Raw genomic sequence first — 19,590 nt, 5'->3', positions numbered from 1 at the left:
CGAGGTTACACGTTGAGCAACAAATACTCCCGCTCCCAAGGGCTGATGACCTCCATGAAGGTCTCGAACTCCGCCCGCTTGATCGCCGCATAGGTCGTGGCGAAGGCTTCGCCGAGCATGGACCTCAGTTCCTGGTCGGCCTCAAACAGATCGACGGCTTCCAACAGTCCGCGCGGCAGATCGATCTCGTCTTCGTTGGCCGTAGTCAGTACCGGCTGGTCAGGCTGGAGCTTGTTGGTCATGCCGATCAGGCCGCAGGCCAGTGAAGCGGCCAGCGCCAGATAAGGGTTGGCATCCGACGAGGGGATTCGGTTTTCGACGCGGCGACCGGCTGGATCGGACCGCGGGACACGGAACGCCACAGTGCGATTGTCGTAGCCCCATTTCGTGTTGACCGGGGCCGAGGCCGCCTGGGTCAGCCGGCGGTACGAGTTGACGTAAGGCGCAAACATCACCAGCGCGTTCGGCACATGCGTCTGCATGCCGCCTATGAAATTGGTGAAGGCCTCGGTTTCCGATCCGTCCTCGGCGGTGAAGATGTTCCGGCCGGTCTTCTTGTCGATGATCGACTGGTGGATGTGCATGGCCGAACCCGGCTGGCCCTGGATCGGCTTGGCCATGAAGGTGGCATAGGTATCGTGCTTGAGTGCGGCCTCGCGGATCGTGCGCTTGAACAGGAAGACCTGGTCGGCGAGTTCGATCGGGTCGCCGTGGCGCAGGTTGATCTCGAGCTGGCCGGCACCTTCTTCATGAATCAGCGTGTCGATCTCGAGACCCTGTGCCTCAGAGAAGTGGTAGATGTCGTCGATCAGTTCGTCGAACTCATTGACGCCCGCGATCGAATAGCCGGCACCGCCGCCGATAGGCCGGCCCGAACGGCCCACCGGAGGGGTCAGCGGATAGTCCGGGTCGGGGTTCTTGCGAACCAGATAGAATTCGATCTCGGGTGCCACCACGGGTTTCAGGCCGCGCTTGTCGTAAGCGGCCATCACGCGCTTGAGCACGTTGCGCGGCGTGAACTCGACATTGCGGCCGTCCTGGTGGACGAGGTCGCAGATGACCTGCGCCGTCGGGTCGTCTTCCCATGGCACGACCGAAAGGGTCGACAGGTCGGGGACCAGCTTCAGGTCGCCGTCGTCCTCCGGATAAGCAAATCCGTTGCCGTCTTCGGGGTAGTCGCCCGAAATCGTCATCATGAACGGGGCAGACGGCAGTGCCAGCGAAGTGTTGGAGGTGAATTTCTTCGACGGCATCATCTTGCCGCGAGCAACGCCGGCCTGGTCTGGCGTGATGCATTCGATGTCTTCGATGCCGCGCCACTCGAGCCACTCGGCGGCTTCCTTCCAATTCTTGACGCCGCGCGTGTTCTTCACGAATGCGGGCGTGCGGGCTCGTCCCCCCCGAGTGGTCGGACGGACTTCCTTCTTTGCAGGCGGCATCAATCACCAGATTGTCGTTGCAGATCGTATGAGTATAGCCGTGCCCGATTGAATAAGAAAAGGGGGGCCAAGCAGGCCATTCGTCACGCCGGCACGTTGAAAGTTTCTGGTTTTGCGGCCGTTTCTGCCCTAAATCATTCGCCATGACCTCCCGCGACGGAAAGCTTTCGACCATCGGCTTCGATGCCGACGACACGCTCTGGCAGAACGAGCAGTTCTTCCGCATGACCGAAAACCACTTCGCCACGCTGCTTGCCGAGCATGGCGAAGAGGCGCAACTGAAGGCGCGCCTGCTGGAGGCCGAGAAGCGCAACCTCGGCGCCTATGGCTTCGGCATCAAGGGTTTTACCCTGTCGATGATCGAAACCGCGATCGAGGTCACCGGCGGGCAAGTTCCCGCGCGGGTGATCGAGCAGATTTTGGCTGCCGGCCGCGAAATGCTGAGCCATCCGATCGAGACGCTGCCGCATGTCCATGACACGCTCAAGGCGCTGGCGGGCCGCTACCGCCTGGTGCTCATCACCAAGGGCGACCTGTTCGACCAGGAACGCAAGCTGGCGCAGTCGGGGCTTGGCGACTTCTTTGACGCCGTCGAGATCGTCAGCGACAAGTCGCGGCCCACCTATGAGCGCATCTTTGCCCGCCACGGCGATGGTCCGTCACGCGCCATGATGGTCGGCAATTCGCTCAAGTCGGACGTGGTGCCGGCGATCGATGCCGGCAGCTGGGGCGTCTATATCCCGCACGATCTGACCTGGGTCTACGAGCATGTCGAGGAGCCTGTCGGCGCGGAGCGCTTTCGCAAGCTGCCGCATCTCGGCGAACTGGCCGAACTGCTGAAGCGCCTGGACTGACGTCAACCGCGCCCGAGGAGCTTTTCGACAACCGGCTGCAGCCGCTCGGGCGTGATCGGCTTGGCCACGACGACGTCGATGGCACTCAATAGCGCCAGGCTTTCGGGGGTTGCATGTGGACTGGACAGCAGGATCACCGACGGGAGCATGGAGCCCGACGCCAGCCGCAGCGCCGTGATCGCCGGGATCAGCGCATCGCAATCCTTGTTGTCAGCGCCTCCATCCAGGATGATCGTGCCGGGCGTCAACTGACGCAGCATCGTCAAGGCGACTTCCGGGGCCTCGGCAACCGGCCTTAAGCCGGAGCGTTCGACGATCTTGCTGACGACGACGCGGTTGATCTGCGACCGGGCGACAACCAGGACCTGATTGAAGTCGGCAATGTACGGGATATGGCGCTCGGTACTGCGCGAAATCATCTCCGGGCGCAGGCCCGGATCGGCATCATTTGGTTTCATTGGTGCTACCGACGGCTAGGGGGCGTCTGTTCAATGCGTGGTTGCGTTCGGCACCTTACGTTCGCGTCATGTGCGCGCAGTGTCAAGCGCAACCCTCAAAATGATGTTCGACTTTAGTCTCACAGCGGTGTTGTCCCTGATGTCCAGGACGGTTCCGCTTCACCCACCACAAACACAAATCCCGCCCGCAGCGGCGCTGCGAGCGGGATCCGTGGGGGCGGGGGCTTAGCTTATTCGTGCGGCGTTCAGCCGTGCGGCTGCTGGGTGACGATGACAGGGATCAGGAGGTCGCCCCAGTTGCCGTTGCCGCCATGGTGGCGTGCCGAGCGGACCAGTTCCACCGAGACGCCGGCCTCGACAGCCTTCATGACCGACTGGTTGAGCCGATGCAGGTCGTTGGCGACGATACGGATCACTGCCTGCTGGTCGGCGCTCATCGTGGTCGCCTGTTCTTCGGCTCGTTCCTTGACGCGAGTCTGCGGTGCCATTGTGCTTCTCCTCGAAGTTTTGCCTTGCCCCTGCGGGCATTTCCTCTGGCTGGCGCCCGGAGGCTTTTCGCCTCCGGTATCGCCCTCGGGATGAACTTATTCCGCCGCCGGGCGGAACTGTTCGTGTTCGGTCGATTCATGCATGGCGGTCGTCGACGACTTGCCGCCTGATATCGCCATGGAGACGGCGTCGAAATAGCCGGTGCCGACCTCGCGCTGGTGCTTGGTCGCGGTGTAGCCATTGGCCTCGGCCGCGAATTCCGCTTCCTGCAGCTCCGAATAGGCCGCCATCTGGCGCTCCTTGTAGCCGCGGGCCAGCTCGAACATGCCGTAGTTCAGCTGGTGGAAGCCGGCCAGCGTGATGAACTGGAACTTGTAGCCCATCGCGCCCAGCTCGCGCTGGAACTTGGCGATCGTTGCGTCGTCGAGATTCTTCTTCCAGTTGAACGACGGCGAGCAGTTGTAGGCAAGCATCTTGCCCGGATGTGCCTTGTGAACGGCCTCGGCGAACTTGCGTGCCTGCTCGAGATCCGGCTTGCCGGTCTCCATCCAGATCAGGTCGCAGTTCGGAGCGTAGGCGATGGCACGCGCGATGCATGGTTCGATGCCGTTGCGCACCTGGTAGAAGCCTTCCACCGTGCGGCCCGCGTCATAATCGACGAAGGGCTGGTCGCGCTCATCGATATCCGAGGTCAGAAGCTTGGCGGCCTCGGCGTCGGTGCGGGCAACGATCAAGGTCGAGGTGCCCATCACGTCGGCGGCGAGACGCGCGGCGTTGAGGTTGCGGATGTGCGCTGCGGTCGGGATCAGAACCTTGCCGCCGAGATGGCCACACTTCTTCTCTGAAGCCAGCTGGTCCTCGAAGTGGACGCCGGCGGCACCCGCTTCGATAAAGGCTTTCATGATCTCGAAGGCGTTGAGCGGGCCGCCGAAGCCGGCTTCCGCGTCGGCGACGATCGGGGCGAACCAGGTGTCGACCGACAAGCCCTTGCCTTCCGAGGTCTCGATCTGGTCGGCGCGCTGCAGCGTGCGGTTGATGCGCTTGACCAGTTCAGGTGCAGCATTGGCCGGGTACAGCGACTGGTCGGGATACATGGCGGATGCCGTGTTGGCGTCGGCCGCGACCTGCCAGCCCGAGAGATAGATCGCCTTCAGCCCGGCGCGAACCTGCTGCATGGCCTGGTTGCCCGACATGGCGCCCAGCGCGTTGACGAAGTTTTCCTCGTGGATGAGCTTCCACAGGCGGTTGGCGCCCATTTCGGCCAGCGTCTGCTTGATCTGGACCGAGCCGCGCAGCCGCTTCACATCCTCAGGCGAGTACGGGCGCTCGATGCCATCGAAGCGGCCTTCCGGGGCCGAAGGGACGAGGTTGTAAAAATCGGTCATGATCGACTCCGCTCTGCAAAACTGTTTCGTGGAAGCCGCTGCCTCTTGGGAGCTTGTGGGCGAGTTCCATGTGACTTGTTTTACATTGCGGTGCCGCAGCAGCCAGAATATTCGCCGAAAAGCCCGGAACATAAGGGAAAATCTGTGTTGCGTTTGACAGGATGTCTCTGTAAATTTGTAAAGTCTGTAAATCTTGAGCTGGCTCCCAGGCCGGCGCGTCGTTGTAAATCCGTGTAAAGAAGGCCATGGCCGAGCAAAAGATATTCGCCGGGCCGCGCATTCGGCGCATCCGCAACCAGAAGGGCCTGACCCAGACGGCGATGGCCGAGGGGCTGGGCATCTCGCCGTCCTATCTCAACCTCATCGAGCGCAACCAGCGGCCGCTGACGGTGCAACTCATCCTCAAGCTTGCCTCGGTCTACAAGGTCGACCCCGACGAGTTGCAGGGTGAGGCGCGCGGGTCGATCGCGGCACTGCGCGAGGTCTTCGCCGATCCGCTTTTGGCCGGCGAACTGCCCGGCGACCAGGAACTGGTCGAGATCGCCGAGGCTGCGCCCAATGCGGCAGCGGCGGTGATCAAATTGTTCCGCGCCTATCGTGAACAGGCCGAGCGGCTGTCCGATCTCACCGAACTGCTGGCCCGCGAGGGCCATACGACAGCTCTGTCGGGCGCGCGGCTTCCCATCGACGAGGTGCATGAGGTCTTCGAACGCCGGCCCAATCATTTTTCCTCCCTGGAAGAGGAAGCCGAAGCGTTCACGTCGCTGCTCGATCCGGGCGACGACCTGTTCGGTGCGCTCAAGGCGTGGCTCAGGCGCGAGCACGGCATTGTCGTCAAGGTGCTGCCGGTCGCCACCATGCCCAACTGGCGCCGCCGTTATGACCGCCACTCGCAGCGCCTGTTCCTGTCCGAGCGGCTGTCGCCTTTCGACCAGCTGCGCGAGGTCGCGATGGAGGCAAGCCTGATCCGCATGCAAGTGGCCGTTGCCGCCGAGATCCAGTCGCTGAAGCTCACGACCGACGAAGCGCGGCGGCTCGCCCGCTTCGAGCTAGGCCGCTATGCCGCGCATGCGCTGATGATGCCCTATCAGACTTTCCTATCGGCCGCCCAGCGCGCGCGCTACGATGTTGACGTGCTGCGCTCGCGTTTCGGCGTGTCGTTCGAGCAGGCGGCCAACCGGCTGACCATGCTGCAGCGCCAGGGCGCGTCGGGCGTACCGTTCTTCATGCTCGAGATCGACAATGCCGGCAACCGCTTCCGCAAGGCCGGCGCGCAAGGTTTTCCCCAGAGCCGTTTCGGCGGCGGCTGCCCCAAGCTCCCGGTTCATGCCGCCTTCACGCAGCCCGGCCAGATCTTTGTCGAGGCGGTCGAGATGCCTGATGGCGCGGAATTCCTTTGTGTCGCGCGCACGCTGGAGGGGCCGCAGGGCGCTTTCAGCGAGCGTCCGCGCCGCACCGCCATTCTGCTCGGCTGCGACATCGCCTTCCGCGACGAGATTGTTTACGGCGCAGCGCTTCCGGGCATTGCTGCCGGCGGCAAGCAGGGGGCGGTGGCGGCGACGCCGGTCGGGCCGGCCTGCCGGCTGTGCGAGCGTTCGGGCTGCCTGTCGCGCGCCGAACCGCCGATCACCCGCCCGCTCGGCCTTGACGAGATGGTGACAGGGCTGAGCGCGTTCGACTTCCAGTAGCGCCCAAACATTGTGCCCGAACCCGGCGGCAGCGTCCAAGTGGTTGCAAGTGGTTGCAGTCGTCAGGCGGTCAGCCTGGCGGGGTCATCGTCGTTGACAATGCCGGCCCTGGCAAGGCTGCGCGCGGTGCCGGTGTCGAGCGGCCGCCCATATAGGAAACCCTGCGCTTCGTCGCAGCGTCGATCCATGAGAAATGCTGCCTGAAAATCCGTCTCGACACCTTCCGCGAGCACCGGGATCGACAGCTTGTGGCCGAGCTCGATGACAGTCTCGATGACGCTGGTTGCCTGCGCTTGCCGACCCAGCGCGTTGAGGAAGCTACGGTCGACCTTGATCTTGTCGAAGGGGAAGGAGAACAGCGTCGACAGCGACGAATAGCCGGTGCCGAAATCGTCCATGGCGACCCGCACACCCAGCGCCTTGATCTGGCGCAGTATGTGCAGCGCCTGTCCGGGATTGTCGATGAGGGTGGTTTCGGTGATCTCGATTTCGAGGCGGGTGGCGGCAAGTCCAGTCTGGGTAAGGGCTTCCTTGACGCGGTCCGCGAAGTCGGGCCGCATCATCTGGATCGGCGAGACGTTGACCGCGACGCCGAGCGGTTCGGGCCATAGTGCGGCTTCCCGACAAGCTTCGGTCAGTACCCAGTCGCCGATTTCGACGATCATGCCGGTCTGCTCGGCAACGGGAATGAACTCGGCCGGCGAGACGTCGCCGAGTTGGCCGCTGTTCCAGCGCAGCAATGCTTCAAAGCCGAGAAGCTTGCGGTCCTTGACCATATATTGCGGCTGGAAGACCAGGCGCAGCGCGCCGTCGGCGATTGCGCTGCGCAGGCCGACCGCGATCTGGCCGCGTCGCCGACCGTCTTCGTCGGCGTCGGCATCGTACCAGCACCAGCCACCGTTTTGTGCCTTCTTCGACCGGTACATCGCAAGGTCTGCGCGCGTGGTCAGGTCGTCGATGCTTTTGCCATCTCGCGGGTAGACGGCAATGCCGATGCTGGCGCTGGTCGCGAAGTTGGTCTTGCCGATCTCGCTGGGGCGAGAGAAGGCATCGCTGATACGGGCGGCAAACTCTTCGATTTCTGATTCAAGGGTGAACTGCTTTGCCGCGAGAAACTCGTCGCCGCCGATCCGGGCGAAGAATTCGCCGTCCTCGAGCGTTGCGATCATGCGCGCCGTCGTTTGGGTAAGCACCGAATCGCCCGCGGCATGGCCGTAGACATCATTGATTTCCTTGAAGCGGTTGAGGTCCACGGCGATGATGGCGAGCGGAAGCCCGTCTGCTTCCTTCAGCCGGCGCGGCAGGTCGTCACGAACCATTGCACGGTTGGGCAGGCCGGTGAGTGGATCGTGCAGGGCGAGGTGCCGGAAATGTGCGAGCGTATCCGCCTCGGACTGCGCTTCGGCAAAATGCGTTATGGCAGCGAGCACTACTACGAGTACCGTCACCGCGACGACCAGGCTCGCCAAGATGGTGTCCGACAGTAGTTCCGCCGGTACGGTGATGCGCGGGTCCGGTGTGATCTCGATGGCGCCCATGGCGGTGAAATGCATGACGCCGATCGCCAGCATGAACGCCACGGCACCGTAGTGCCGGCAAAATCGCGTATTCGGGCGGGCAACGCGGTTCGTCGTCAGCATTCCCAGCGCCGCGCCCGCGATGATCGCCGAGACAACCAGTGTCTGATCATAGGCGATCGTGCCGGCGACCAGAAAACCGCGCATGCCGGTGAAGTGCATCAGCGCTGCACCGGTGCCGAGTACTAGGCCGCCGACTTCGATCATCGGGCCGGTCGGCCGATTGGCGGCAATCATGAAGCCCGCCAGCGACGTGACCATGGCGAAGGCGAGCGACAGCGTCGTTGCGATTGGCTCGAAGCCGTGCTCGACATTGGGGACAAAGCCAAGCATCGCCAGAAAGTGCGTGGTCCAGATGGTCATGCCACCGGCAATTCCGGCCATGAACACCAACGCTGCGTGTTTGGTGCGCCTGGCTGCCCGGGCGCGGGCGAACAGGCGGGTCGACACGAGACTGCCGATGGCACAGATGATAAGTGCCGCCGCGACAAATCGATGATCGTGTTCTGTCGTCAGGCAGTTGAGTACGGTCAGCATGTCGAATCCCTCAGGCCGCCCGGCTACTAGACGGCATGTCTTGTCGATCCGTTTCACGGCGGGCGCTTTGCAAGATTTTATTCCTTGCATCCACATCTGATTATCGCCTCGCTGCGCCGCATGACGCGGACGTATCAGCCAGCCCTGGGGCGAGTGCCCTAACCCAATGGTTCTGGTGGACCTCGCCTGACAGGGGGCACTGGGCTAGTGGGGCGCTGCGGCGGTGTTTCCGCTGACATTGCGATTATTGGCTGGTGACATCCCGGATGAACGAACAGACATCGGCAATAGATGTGCGTCCCACGATGGATGTGGCCGCGTCGAACCGCGAGCAGCGCATCGGCATCCTTTTGGTTTTCCTGTCGGCGCTGATGTGGAGTTTTGGCGGAACGATCGCCCGCTTCATCGAGGCAACGGATAGCTGGACCGTGGTGTTCTGGCGTTCGTTCTGGGCGGCCGCGTTCCTGCTCGCCTTCATGGCCTGGCGCGATGGCCTGCGCGGCACGCTGAAGCTGTTCCGCGACATGGGGCTGCCGGGGCTGGCGGTCGCGTCCTGCTTTGCCATCGCATCGACCTCCTTCGTCGTCGCGCTCTCTTACACCACCGTCGCCAATATCCTGCTGATGCAGGCCGGCGTGCCGCTCCTGGCAGCCCTCATTGCCTGGGCGCTGTTTCGCGAGCGTGTCTCAGGAGCGACCTGGGCGGCTATTGCGGCGGTGATCTGCGGCGTCGCCATAATGGTCTCGGAAACGCTCACCGGCGCGGTTTCCCCGATCGGCGACGGGCTGGCGCTACTGATCGCAGTTGTGTTTTCCATCGCAACTGTCATTACCCGCCGCTTCTCGCATGTGCGCATGACGCCCGCGACCTGCCTGGGAACGATCTTTGCCGCGCTCTTTGCGGTGAGCCAGGCGGGGGGCTTCGCCGTATCGTCGGCCGATATGGGTTTCCTGTTCGCCTTCGGCGCCATCAACCTTGGTCTCGGCCTTGCCTGCTTCGCCACCGGAGCGCGCCTGATCCCGGCGGCCGTGGCCGCCCTGATCGGCACGTTCGAGCCGATTCTCGGGCCTGTCTGGGTATGGCTGGTCCATGGCGAGGTCCCGTCCGGACGCACGATATTGGGTGGTGCCGTGGTGTTCGCGGCACTGCTCGTCCACCTGGCCATGGAGTTCAAGCGCCAATCGCGGCCGCGCCGGCCGGGCGTCACGGGCCTGCCTGCGCCCCATTGACAGACCTGTCACGGCAAGCGCAGGTTAGTTAAAGTTGAAACAAACAGATAGGCACATCTTGCGGGAAATAGCCGGAAACGCTCACACCGGAAAAAAACATTCCATTGGCGATACTACCTTTGCCCAAGGGGTTTCCGCCAGAAAGAGCGTTCCGCCTGAACATCCTCCGGCTGCTGCCGTTGAAAAGGGCAAATTCATCTCCCTCGAGCACGAGGCCGAATACCGCGCCTTCGTCGAAAAGCACCCCGACATCGAGGCGGTGGAATTCCTGCTGGTCGACCCCAATGGCGTGATGCGCGGCAAATGGGCTCCGGGCGACGCCTTGAAGAAAGCCTTCCAGGACGGCGTCAACTTCCCCATGTCATTGCATGGGCTTGATGTGTGGGGCCGCGAGGTCGCCGAAACCGGGTTGCACATCGAGACCGGCGATCAGGACGGCTACTGCCGCGCCACCCGCGGCTCACTGTCGATCGTGCCCTGGGCCAAGCGCAAGACCGCGCAGGTCCTGCTCCAGACATTCTCGCCGGAGGGCGAGCCTTTCATGGCGGATTCGCGCCAGGTGCTGAAGCGCAAGGTCGCCGAAGTCAACGCCAAGGGCTTTTTCCCTGTCGTCGCTTTCGAACTGGAGTTCTACCTTCTCGATCCCGAGCTGGAATGGGACGACGGCATGCCGTCGCCGGTAGGCGCCACCGCTGGGCCGGACCGGCTGCGCATGTACGGTCTCGATGACCTTGCCGAGCACGCAGAGTTGTTCGACATGATCCGCGATGCTGCCGATGCGCAGGGCCTGCCGATCGACACCATCATCAAGGAGGCGGCGCCGGGCCAGTTCGAGGTCAACCTCAAGCATCGCGCCGACCCGCTCAGGGCTGCCGACGACGTCATCATGCTGCAGCGGCTCGTCATTGGCTGCGCGCGTGCCCATGGCCTGACGGCGACCTTCATGGCCAAGCCCTTCCTCGAATATGCCGGCAACGGCATGCATGTTCACGCCTCCATGCTCGACGCCGAGGGCCGGAACATCTTCAGCGGCGCGGATGGGCGCAAGAAGCTCGAATCCGCTGTCGCCGGGCTGTTGAAGACCATGCCGGAAACGCTCCTGCTGTTCATCAACACCTGGAACGGCTTCCGGCGCATCACGCCGGGTTCCTATGCGCCGACGCGTGCCGTCTGGGGGGAGAACAACCGATCGGTTGCGCTACGCATTCCCGTGTCATCAGAGGAAAACAAGCGGCTGGAACATCGCATCGCCGGCGCCGATGCCAATCCCTATCTGGTCATGGCCGCGCTGCTGCAAGGCATGGTCGAGGGCATCGAGAATGCGGACGTTCCGCCGCCCCCGATCGTCGGCAACGCCTATGACGAGGGCGGATTGTTCCTGCCTGACGACATGGACGAGGCGCTGCAGCTCATGGCGAAGAGCAGCTTTGTCGAGCGTGCGCTGGGGCCTCTGATGAAGAAGGTCTACCAGGACCTGAAGCGGGCCGAGATCCTGGCTTTCTGGGCCGAGATCACCCAGCTCGAACGAACTACCTATCTTTGATCGCGAGGTTGAGAAAAATCGCGATCCAGCAACGACATAGGGGCCGTGCCGACGCAGTGGAAACGGCCCCAAAAACCGATCGACAGGCGCGATTTCGCGCTTGTCGCCCTTCATGAACGACAATAGGCTCAAGCATCCAAACCTGCTCTCTGGGCTCGCCCACGGCCCGGAACGGAACACTGAACAGAGGAGATAAAGATGATCCGTAAAGCGTTATGGCTGACTGCCACTTCGGCCTTCGCAGCATTGATGACGGTGTCGGCCGGCGCCCAGGAGCGCGTCGTTAATGTCTACAACTGGTCGGACTATATCGACGCGTCGATCATTGAAGACTTCACAAAGGAAACCGGCATCAAGGTCGTCTATGACGTCTTTGATTCCAACGAGATTCTCGAGACCAAGCTTTTGGCCGGCGGCAGCGGTTATGATGTGGTCGTGCCGACCGCCAACTTCCTTGCCCGTCAGATCGAGGCTGGCGTCTTCCAGAAACTCGACAAGTCGAAGCTGCCCAATCTTTCCAACATGTGGGACGTGGTCAGCGAGCGCACGGCGAAATACGACCCGGGCAACGACTACTCGATCAACTACATGTGGGGCACGGTCGGCATCGGCTACAACGAAGCGAAGGTGAAGGAGGCGCTCGGCGTCGACAAGATCGACAGCTGGGACGTGGTGTTCAATCCAGAGCAGGTCGCCAAGCTCAAGGATTGTGGCGTCTACATGCTCGATTCGCCGACCGACATGATCCCGACGACGCTGCGCTATCTCGGCATCGATCCGGAAAGCCGTTCGCCCGAGGATATCGCCAAGGCCGAGGAAGCCTTGCTGAAGATCCGGCCCTATATCCGCAAGTTCCACTCGTCGGAATACATCAACGCGCTGGCCAATGGCGACATTTGCCTGGCTGTCGGCTGGTCGGGCGACGTGTTCCAGGCGCGCGACCGCGCCGCCGAAGCCAAGCAGGGCGTCGTCGTCGGCTATCTCGTGCCGAAGGAAGGTGCCGAGATGTGGTTCGACCAGATGGCGATCCCCGCCGACGCCCAGCACGTCGCCGAGGCGCATGAGTTCCTGAACTACATCATGAAGCCGGAAGTGGCGGCGAAAGCCACCAACTACATCTACTTCCCCAGCGGCAACAAGGCGGCGCAGCAGTTCGTCGACAAGGAGATCATCGGCGATCCGGCGATCTACCCCGATGAAGCAACGCTGGCCAACCTCTATACTGTCTCTCCCTACGACTCCAAATCGCAGCGCCTGATCACGCGCAGCTGGACCAAGGTTGTCACGGGGCAATAGTCCTGGCGAATAGCCCGGCGCCCTCGGCGCCGGGTTTTCGTATCTGGGGGAGGGGACGAAAAGGCACATGAAATCGCTCGGCAATATCCGTAGGGAGTTTGCGCCCTGGAACCAACCGGACGCAAAGCCGTACATCCAGTTCAAGAACATCACCAAGCGTTTCGGCGACTTCACCGCCGTCAACAACCTGTCGCTGTCGATTTACGAGCGCGAATTCTTCGCGCTGCTTGGCGCCTCGGGCTGTGGCAAGTCGACCCTGCTGCGCATGCTTGCCGGCTTCGAAGAGCCGACCGAAGGCCAGATCCTGCTCGATGGGCAGGATTTGCGCGGCATTCCGCCCTATCGGCGCCCGGTCAACATGATGTTCCAGTCCTATGCGCTGTTCCCGCACATGACGGTTGAGCAGAACATAGCCTTTGGTCTCAAGCAGGACGGCATGCCGAAGGCGGAGATCGAAAAGCGCGTCAGCGAGATGCTCAAGCTGGTGAAGCTTTCCCAGTTCGCCAAGCGCAAGCCGCACCAGCTTTCAGGCGGCCAGCGCCAGCGCGTGGCGCTTGCCCGCGCGGTTGCCAAGCGGCCCAAGGTGCTGTTGCTCGACGAACCGCTCGGTGCGCTCGACAAGAAGCTGCGCGAGGAAACGCAGTTCGAGCTGATGGACCTGCAGCAGACGCTGGGGCTCACCTTCGTCGTCGTCACCCACGACCAGGAAGAGGCCATGACCATGGCCGACCGCATCGCCATCCTCGACAAGGGCGAGGTGATGCAGGTTGCGACACCCGCCGAGGTCTACGAGGCGCCGGGTTCGCGCTTCGTCGCCGATTTCGTCGGCAACATCAACATGTTCGAGGGCAAGGTGGCCGGCCGAAACGGCACCGGGATGGTTATCGCCGGCGCCAACGGACTGACCATTCGCACCGCCAATGCCGGGGAAACGCCAGCCGGTACCGATGTCGCCTTCGCCATCCGCCCGGAAAAGATCAAGGTGTCGTCGAAAAAGCCGGAAGCGGCCGACAATGTCATGGAAGGTGAGGTCTATGACATCGCCTATCTCGGCGACATGACCATCTTCCACGTCAAGCTTGGTGACGGCCAGGTGGTCAAGGCAAGCGCGCTCAATGTCACGCGCGCCACCGAGGACCCGCTGAGCTGGGACGACAAGGCCTGGATCTCGTTCCGGAACGACGCTGGCGTCGTCCTGACGCGATAGGTGGTGCGATGAAGGGCTTCGTCTCCGCCGTCACCAGCCGCCTCGTCATCGCCGTGCCCTATGTGTGGCTGCTGTTCTTCTTTCTCATCCCCTTCTTCATCGTCTTCAAGATTTCTCTGTCGACGACGGCAATCGCGATGCCGCCCTATACGCCCGTCCTCAGTCTCGAGGACGGCCTCGCTGGCCTGAGGGCGCAATTCAGCGAATTCAGCTTCGACAACTATATCTGGCTGACCCAGGATCCGCTCTATTTCAACGCCTATGTCTCGAGCGTGGTGATCGCCCTGGTCTCGACGTTCCTGGCCCTGCTGGTCGGCTACCCCATCGCCTACGGCATGGCGCGTGCCCCGGCGACGATCCGGCCGACGCTGCTGATGCTGGTCATCCTGCCGTTCTGGACCAGCTTCCTGATCCGCGTCTATGCCTGGATCGGTATCCTCAAGCCGGAAGGGCTGCTCAACCAGTTCCTGCTCGCCACCGGCATCATCGACGAGCCGCTGGTGATCCTGAATACGCATACGGCGATCTTCATCGGTATCGTCTATTCCTACCTGCCGTTCATGATCCTGCCGCTCTATTCGGCGCTTGAGAAAATGGACTACTCGCTGATCGAGGCTGCTCAAGACCTCGGCTGCACGGCGATTTCCGCCTTCTGGAAGATTACCTTTCCGCTGTCGCTGCCGGGCGTCATCGCCGGCTGCCTCCTGGTCTTCATTCCGGCCGTCGGCGAGTTTGTCATTCCCGACCTGCTCGGCGGTTCGCAGACGCTGATGATTGGCAAGACACTGTGGAACGAGTTCTTCTCCAATCGCGACTGGCCCGTCTCCTCGGCGGTGGCCGTCATCCTGCTTCTGCTTCTGGTGGTGCCGATCATGTTCTTCCAGCAGGCGCAGGCGCGCGCCCAGGAACAGGAGCGCTGAGATGAATGCGAGCTGGAGCCGCTTCAACATCACCGCGATCGTGCTGGGCTTTGCCTTCCTCTACCTGCCGATCGTGCTTCTGGTCGTCTTTTCCTTCAACGAATCGAAGCTCGTCACCGTTTGGGGCGGCTTCTCGACCAAGTGGTACGTTTCGCTCTTCCAGAACCAAGGCCTGATGGATGCGGCGTGGGTTACCATCCGCGTCGGCCTGATTTCAGCGACCATCGCCACGGTGCTCGGCACGCTCGCGGCGCTCGCGCTTACCCGCTACACGCGCTTCCGCGGTAGGGTGCTGTTTTCGGGCATGGTGTTTGCGCCGCTGGTCATGCCTGAAATCATCACCGGCCTGTCGCTGCTTCTGCTGTTCGTGGCTGTCGGGCTTGATCGCGGATTCCTGACACTAACCCTCGCGCATATCACCTTCACCATGTGCTTCGTGGCGGTCGTGGTGCAGTCGCGGCTTGTCACTTTCGACCGCTCGCTCGAGGAGGCGGCGATGGATCTCGGCGCTTCGCCGGTGAAGACCTTCTTCCAGATCACGCTGCCGGTCATCCTGCCGGCGATCGTGTCCGGCTGGATGCTGGCGTTCACACTGTCAATCGATGACCTGGTGATTTCCAGCTTCGCCTCGGGGCCGGGCGCCACCACGCTGCCGATGAAGATCTACAGCCAGGTGCGCCTGGGAGTGACGCCCGAGATCAATGCCGCCTGCACGATCCTGATCGGTATCGTTGCCGTCGGTGTCATTGCAGCTTCGCTGGTCAACAAGCGGCGCGAAGTCCAACGCCTGCGCGATGAGCAGGCGGCGCAGCGAGCGTGATCAAGGCGTGGCATTTCCAAGCATAGGCCACTGGATATACCAATGTCGCCATGCTAGCGTCGTGGCTATAATCTTCAGGAGCAGGGTTCATGACGCGTTTTATGGCTACGGCCGCAGCTTTGTCTTTCGTCGCACTGGCCGCAACGGCCTGTAACACCCCGCAGGAACGTGCCGTCGGTGGCGGCGCAATCGGCGCGGCGGGCGGCGCGCTTGTCGGTCAGGCGATCGGCGGCAACACTGGTTCGACCGTCGCGGGTGCAGTCATCGGCGGTCTCGCCGGTGCGATGATCGGCGCGGGCACCGCTCCCGGCGAATGCCGCTTCCATCAGCAGGACAGCCGCGGCCGCCCGATGTACGACCGCTACGGCAGGCCGGTGACCTTCCTGGCTCCCTGCCGGTAAGGCGCTCAATCGAGCGGCGACGCGGTCGCCACCGACAGACAAGCGGCGTGCCTTTGATCAAGGCGCGCCGCTTTTTCGTTGGGCAGTCGGGTGCAGCTACTGCCGAACCGGCCGATCATGACCGCCACGTCCGGGCGCTGACGCCGGGCCGTCAGATGCGCGAGCGTCATGCCGGAAGGTGGCGGCCGCCTTTGGGCTTCAGGCACAAACAAAAACCCCGGCGCGAGGCCGGGGCTTGAGAGTTTCGGATCGATGCCGGTCAGAACCTGCCGGAGACGCCGAGCTTGCCGCCGGCAGATTTCTGCCCTTCGCCCTCGAAGTCGACGAGCACGGACAGATCCATGTTCCAGTTGATGTTGTTGGAAAGCACCAGCCCGGCGGAAAGCGAGGCGAAGGTGCCGTCCCCGTCCATCGCCGAGTAGCCGACATTCAGGCCTGCGGAAGGCGTGAGCAGCAGGCCGCTTTCGAGTTCGTATATCCGTTCCAGGTTGAAGCCGGCGCTGAGCCGCAACTGCTCCTCGCTGAAGCCCTCCAGCCCGATGGTGGTGGTGCCGTTCGATACGTCGTAGTCGTCGACGCGTTCGTTGAGATAGACGGCGCGCAGTTTCGGCGTCAGCGTGGTGGCTTCATCCAGGAGCCACTGTCCCTTGAGGCTGGTGTCCGACATCCAGCGACGGGTATCGAACGTGCCGTCGTAGAACCGGGTGTCGATATCGTTCGCAGACCCGCCATAGAGCAGGCTGGTGTCGAGGAACACGCCCTGACCGATCTCGAAGGACGCGTAGGGACCGACCAGCCAGCCATTGCCGGTCAGCTTGGCGTCCTCGTCGGTCGGATAGCTCATCCGGTCGTAGTGGAACGACAGGCCCACAAGCGCCTTGTCGCTGATCAGATAGTCAGCACCCGATGAGAACAGCGCGAAGCTGCCCCATCTGTTGTCGTTCTCCTCGCGATTGTGGATCTGGAAGGTGCCGCTTGCCCAGACATTGAACGGCGAAAGATCGGGCGCGACGGTTTCGCCGACCTTGGCCTCGGCTTGTTGCCGTGCCGCCTCGACCTGCGCCAGGCTGGTCGAGAAGTTCAGATTGGCGCCATCAGCCGAGGGCGAAACAGCGGTTGTCACAGCTTCGCCGGCGGATGCGGCACGGCGACGCTCCATCAGGCCGGGAAGCGCGATGGATGACGACAGCAGGTTCTGGCGGCTCTTGACGAAGCCATGCACCATGCCGCTGATGTCGCTCGCCACTTCGTCGACATCGACGGCGATGCGATAGGTGACCGTACCGGTGTTGGAGGTTCCGAAGCCGCTCGTCAGCGTGTAGCCGACCACCGCCTTGCCCGAGAAGGCCCGGTTGGGAGTGAACTTCAGGTAGTAGCCGACCGGCACGAAACTGCCCAACGTCGCCACTTCGCCCTGGATGATCTCGGCGGTACCGGCATTGGACGGATTGACGTAGGCGACCGCTGCGCCGGTGAACGGCCCGCCTGTGGCTCCCGAGTTCAGATAGACGGTATTCGGTGTCGATCCAGCCGGGACGTCAACCTCCTTGTCACGGGCGGTGATGTCTTGTTCGAGTACCTCCAGCGTATAGCTGGCCGACCCGGTCGCCCCGGTGCTGTCGATGGCGCTGATGGTAAAGTGGTAGCTGCCGAGCGTGGCGTTTGCCGCCAGCGGGCCGCTCAGTGCGCCGGTCGAGACGTTGAGCACCATGCCATCAGGCAGGGTGCCGCTGATCCCGTAGATCACCGTTCCGGTTGTACCGCCAGCGGAGGCTGTTGCGGTGTAGTCTTCGCCGGCCATCGCGGCGGGCAAAGCGCCGCCGGCCGGGGTGAAGCGGAGCACCCCTTTGATATCGAGCGAATAGGTGGCTGAGCCGGATGCGCCATATGCATCGGTGGCCGTGACGGTGAAGCTTGCCTCTCCGGCAGCCGACGGAGTGCCCGATATGGTGCCCGTCACCGGATCGATGGCCAAGCCGGCAGGAAGTGCGCCGGAGGTTACGGCATAGCTGTAGGGGGCCGTACCCGCGGTAGCGGAGAGGGCCTGGCTGTAGGCGTCGTCGACCTTGCCGTTCGGCAGCGAACCGGAAGCCGGAGCGAAGGCAAATGTCGGCGCGGATACGGTGACGGTGACAGTCGCGGCCGAGGAGGTGCCCGTGGCGTTCGTTGCGGTGTAGGTGAAGCTGTCGGAACCCGAGTAACCGGCGGTGGGCGTGTAGGTGATCGTCGCTCCCGAGGCCGTTGCCGTGCCGTGGGAGGCAGGCGAGGCCACGGTCACGCTGGCGGCAGCACCGCCTGTGACGTTGAGCGTGATCGGATTGGCGGACGAGTTGGCGTCGACTGTCGCCGACGCCGCATTGGCTATCGGGGCGGGAAGGTCGTCATAGGTGAAGCCGTTCGGCAATCTCACGGTGCCGCCGGGCGTGGTGACGACGACATCGACTGCGCCAGCAGCGTGGGCGGGCGTCTTGGCGGAGATCGTACGATCGCTTGATACGGAGAACTGGGCTGCCGGCAGGTCGCCGAAAGTGACTGATGTGGCCCCGGTGAAATACCATCCGTTAATCGTCACGTTGGTGCCGCCGGTCTCGGCGCCCTTGGCCGGCGAAACCGAGGTCAAGAGTGGCACTCGGGGTGCGATGTCGATCGAATAGCTTGCCGAGGCTACGACGCCGCAGGCATCTTCCACGCCAATGGAAATATTGGCCTTGCCCACTGCGGTGGGGGTGCCGGAGATCGCGCCGGTTGTGGAATTAAAGGTCAGGCCGGCGGGAAGCGTGCCGTAGAGGTTGTAGGTGGTATAGGGCAGCCGGCCGTTCTGGGCTGCGACCGACTGTGAATAGGCGGCGCCAAGATTGCCCTTGGCGAGCGGTCCGGGTGCCGGCAAGGAAATAGCCGGGTCCGGATAGACCCGCAAATATGCCGAGACTGGGGCGCTGGTGCCCGCGCTGTTGGTCGCCGTATATGTGAAACTGAAAGCCCTGCAGTAGCTTCCCGATGGGGTGTAGTTGATAGTCGTTCCCGAGGCGGTGAGCGTTCCGACTACCGGCTGGTAGCCGGTGATTGTGATGTAATCAGCCGGGTCACCCGACAGCACCGGGGTGATCGAACTGGCGGCAATCATCGGCACGGTTTTTGTGAAGGAAGTGGCGACTGGCTTTTGCAGAGCTCCATAGGTGAAGCCCCCTGTCGACGTCGTCGAACCGTCCAGCGTGACGACGCTGACATCGACCGCCCCGGCTGCATGAGTTGGAGTGGTAACGACGAGTTCGGTCGGGCTGATGCTGATGTAAGAGGTCGCCTCGACCCCGCCGAATCTGACTGTGGGCATGGTCCCCAGGTTCTGGCCGGTGATCGTCACCGTGCTGCCGCCAGTCGCGCTTCCGGAACTGGGACTGATGGACGTGATCTCGACCGTCAAGCCGCTCGATGCCTGGGCGGCAAGGCTGAGGACGAGGGTGGCGAGCAACGCCAGCATCATTGCGGCAATCTTGTGCGCCAATGTCGCAAGCATCCGGCCGCCAACCGCCGCCGGTTGCAATGCTCTACCCGTCTGTCGTTCGTTATTGTTCGCCGGGCGCAGCGATCCGCGCCTGTGTATTGATGTTGCCGCTGTCATGCCAGGGATGCCTTTGATCCGAATATTTCAAACCGAGGCAGATGGCGGCGGGTATGCCGCCGGTCGGTCCATCCGCCCCTTTGGCAGGCACCCTAAAGAGCGGCGCCAAGCGGTGACAGAAACGAGAT

General features: G+C 62.8%; 15 protein-coding genes. 9 read left to right on the top strand and 6 right to left on the bottom strand.

The window, feature by feature from the left end; genetic code table 11:
- Window positions 1-5: 5 nt before the first annotated feature.
- A complete protein-coding gene (locus ABSY17_RS19360) occupies window positions 6-1,439 on the bottom strand; it encodes a glutamine synthetase family protein (protein ID WP_378944183.1) in 1,434 nt (477 codons plus the stop codon).
- A gap of 143 nt (window positions 1,440-1,582) precedes the next feature.
- Between ABSY17_RS19360 and ABSY17_RS19355 the strand changes: the two genes are divergently transcribed.
- The gene (locus ABSY17_RS19355) at window positions 1,583-2,293 is read left to right on the top strand and encodes an HAD family hydrolase (RefSeq protein ID WP_378944180.1); all 711 of its coding nucleotides are present in this window, start codon (window positions 1,583-1,585) and stop codon (window positions 2,291-2,293) included.
- A 2-nt stretch (window positions 2,294-2,295) separates the two neighbouring features.
- Here the strand turns inward: ABSY17_RS19355 and ABSY17_RS19350 are convergent, their stop codons facing one another.
- The 3 genes from ABSY17_RS19350 to aceA form a co-directional block, all read right to left on the bottom strand.
- A complete protein-coding gene (locus ABSY17_RS19350) occupies window positions 2,296-2,751 on the bottom strand; it encodes a response regulator (RefSeq protein ID WP_378944178.1) in 456 nt (151 codons plus the stop codon).
- A 245-nt stretch (window positions 2,752-2,996) separates the two neighbouring features.
- Window positions 2,997-3,239: a hypothetical protein gene (locus ABSY17_RS19345; RefSeq protein WP_378944176.1), complete on the bottom strand. Its 243-nt coding sequence runs from the start codon at window positions 3,237-3,239 to the stop codon at window positions 2,997-2,999.
- 96 nt (window positions 3,240-3,335) lie between these two features.
- Window positions 3,336-4,625 (bottom strand): isocitrate lyase, encoded by a 1,290-nt coding sequence (gene aceA, locus ABSY17_RS19340; protein ID WP_378944173.1) that lies wholly within the window; start codon window positions 4,623-4,625, stop codon window positions 3,336-3,338.
- Between the two features lie 245 nt (window positions 4,626-4,870).
- Here aceA and ABSY17_RS19335 point away from each other — a divergent pair, with 245 nt between their 5' ends.
- Window positions 4,871-6,313 (top strand): short-chain fatty acyl-CoA regulator family protein, encoded by a 1,443-nt coding sequence (locus ABSY17_RS19335; RefSeq protein WP_378944170.1) that lies wholly within the window; start codon window positions 4,871-4,873, stop codon window positions 6,311-6,313.
- A gap of 62 nt (window positions 6,314-6,375) precedes the next feature.
- Here the strand turns inward: ABSY17_RS19335 and ABSY17_RS19330 are convergent, their stop codons facing one another.
- A complete protein-coding gene (locus ABSY17_RS19330) occupies window positions 6,376-8,427 on the bottom strand; it encodes a putative bifunctional diguanylate cyclase/phosphodiesterase (RefSeq protein ID WP_378944167.1) in 2,052 nt (683 codons plus the stop codon).
- A 305-nt stretch (window positions 8,428-8,732) separates the two neighbouring features.
- Here ABSY17_RS19330 and ABSY17_RS19325 point away from each other — a divergent pair, with 305 nt between their 5' ends.
- From ABSY17_RS19325 to ABSY17_RS19295, 7 genes are all read left to right on the top strand, one after another.
- A complete protein-coding gene (locus ABSY17_RS19325; RefSeq protein WP_378952884.1) occupies window positions 8,733-9,656 on the top strand; it encodes a DMT family transporter in 924 nt (307 codons plus the stop codon).
- A 196-nt stretch (window positions 9,657-9,852) separates the two neighbouring features.
- Entirely contained in the window at window positions 9,853-11,199 is a 1,347-nt protein-coding gene (locus ABSY17_RS19320) for a glutamine synthetase family protein (RefSeq protein WP_378952881.1), read from the top strand.
- Between the two features lie 198 nt (window positions 11,200-11,397).
- Window positions 11,398-12,495: a polyamine ABC transporter substrate-binding protein gene (locus ABSY17_RS19315; protein WP_378944165.1), complete on the top strand. Its 1,098-nt coding sequence runs from the start codon at window positions 11,398-11,400 to the stop codon at window positions 12,493-12,495.
- A gap of 67 nt (window positions 12,496-12,562) precedes the next feature.
- Entirely contained in the window at window positions 12,563-13,702 is a 1,140-nt protein-coding gene (locus ABSY17_RS19310; RefSeq protein WP_378944162.1) for an ABC transporter ATP-binding protein, read from the top strand.
- 8 nt (window positions 13,703-13,710) lie between these two features.
- Window positions 13,711-14,622: an ABC transporter permease subunit gene (locus ABSY17_RS19305; RefSeq protein WP_378944159.1), complete on the top strand. Its 912-nt coding sequence runs from the start codon at window positions 13,711-13,713 to the stop codon at window positions 14,620-14,622.
- A gap of 1 nt (window position 14,623) precedes the next feature.
- The gene (locus ABSY17_RS19300; protein WP_378944156.1) at window positions 14,624-15,442 is read left to right on the top strand and encodes an ABC transporter permease; all 819 of its coding nucleotides are present in this window, start codon (window positions 14,624-14,626) and stop codon (window positions 15,440-15,442) included.
- Between the two features lie 89 nt (window positions 15,443-15,531).
- Window positions 15,532-15,843 (top strand): hypothetical protein, encoded by a 312-nt coding sequence (locus tag ABSY17_RS19295; RefSeq protein ID WP_378944153.1) that lies wholly within the window; start codon window positions 15,532-15,534, stop codon window positions 15,841-15,843.
- Window positions 15,844-16,102: 259 nt separating this feature from the next.
- On the opposite strand, the gene ABSY17_RS19290 is transcribed toward ABSY17_RS19295, so the two are convergent.
- Window positions 16,103-19,357: a putative Ig domain-containing protein gene (locus tag ABSY17_RS19290; protein WP_378944150.1), complete on the bottom strand. Its 3,255-nt coding sequence runs from the start codon at window positions 19,355-19,357 to the stop codon at window positions 16,103-16,105.
- Between the last annotated feature and the right edge of the window lie 233 nt (window positions 19,358-19,590).

This window comes from Mesorhizobium sp. ANAO-SY3R2 (assembly GCF_042466635.1).
GTDB lineage: Bacteria > Pseudomonadota > Alphaproteobacteria > Rhizobiales > Rhizobiaceae > Aminobacter.
This window is presented reverse-complemented; position numbering and strand designations above follow the sequence as displayed.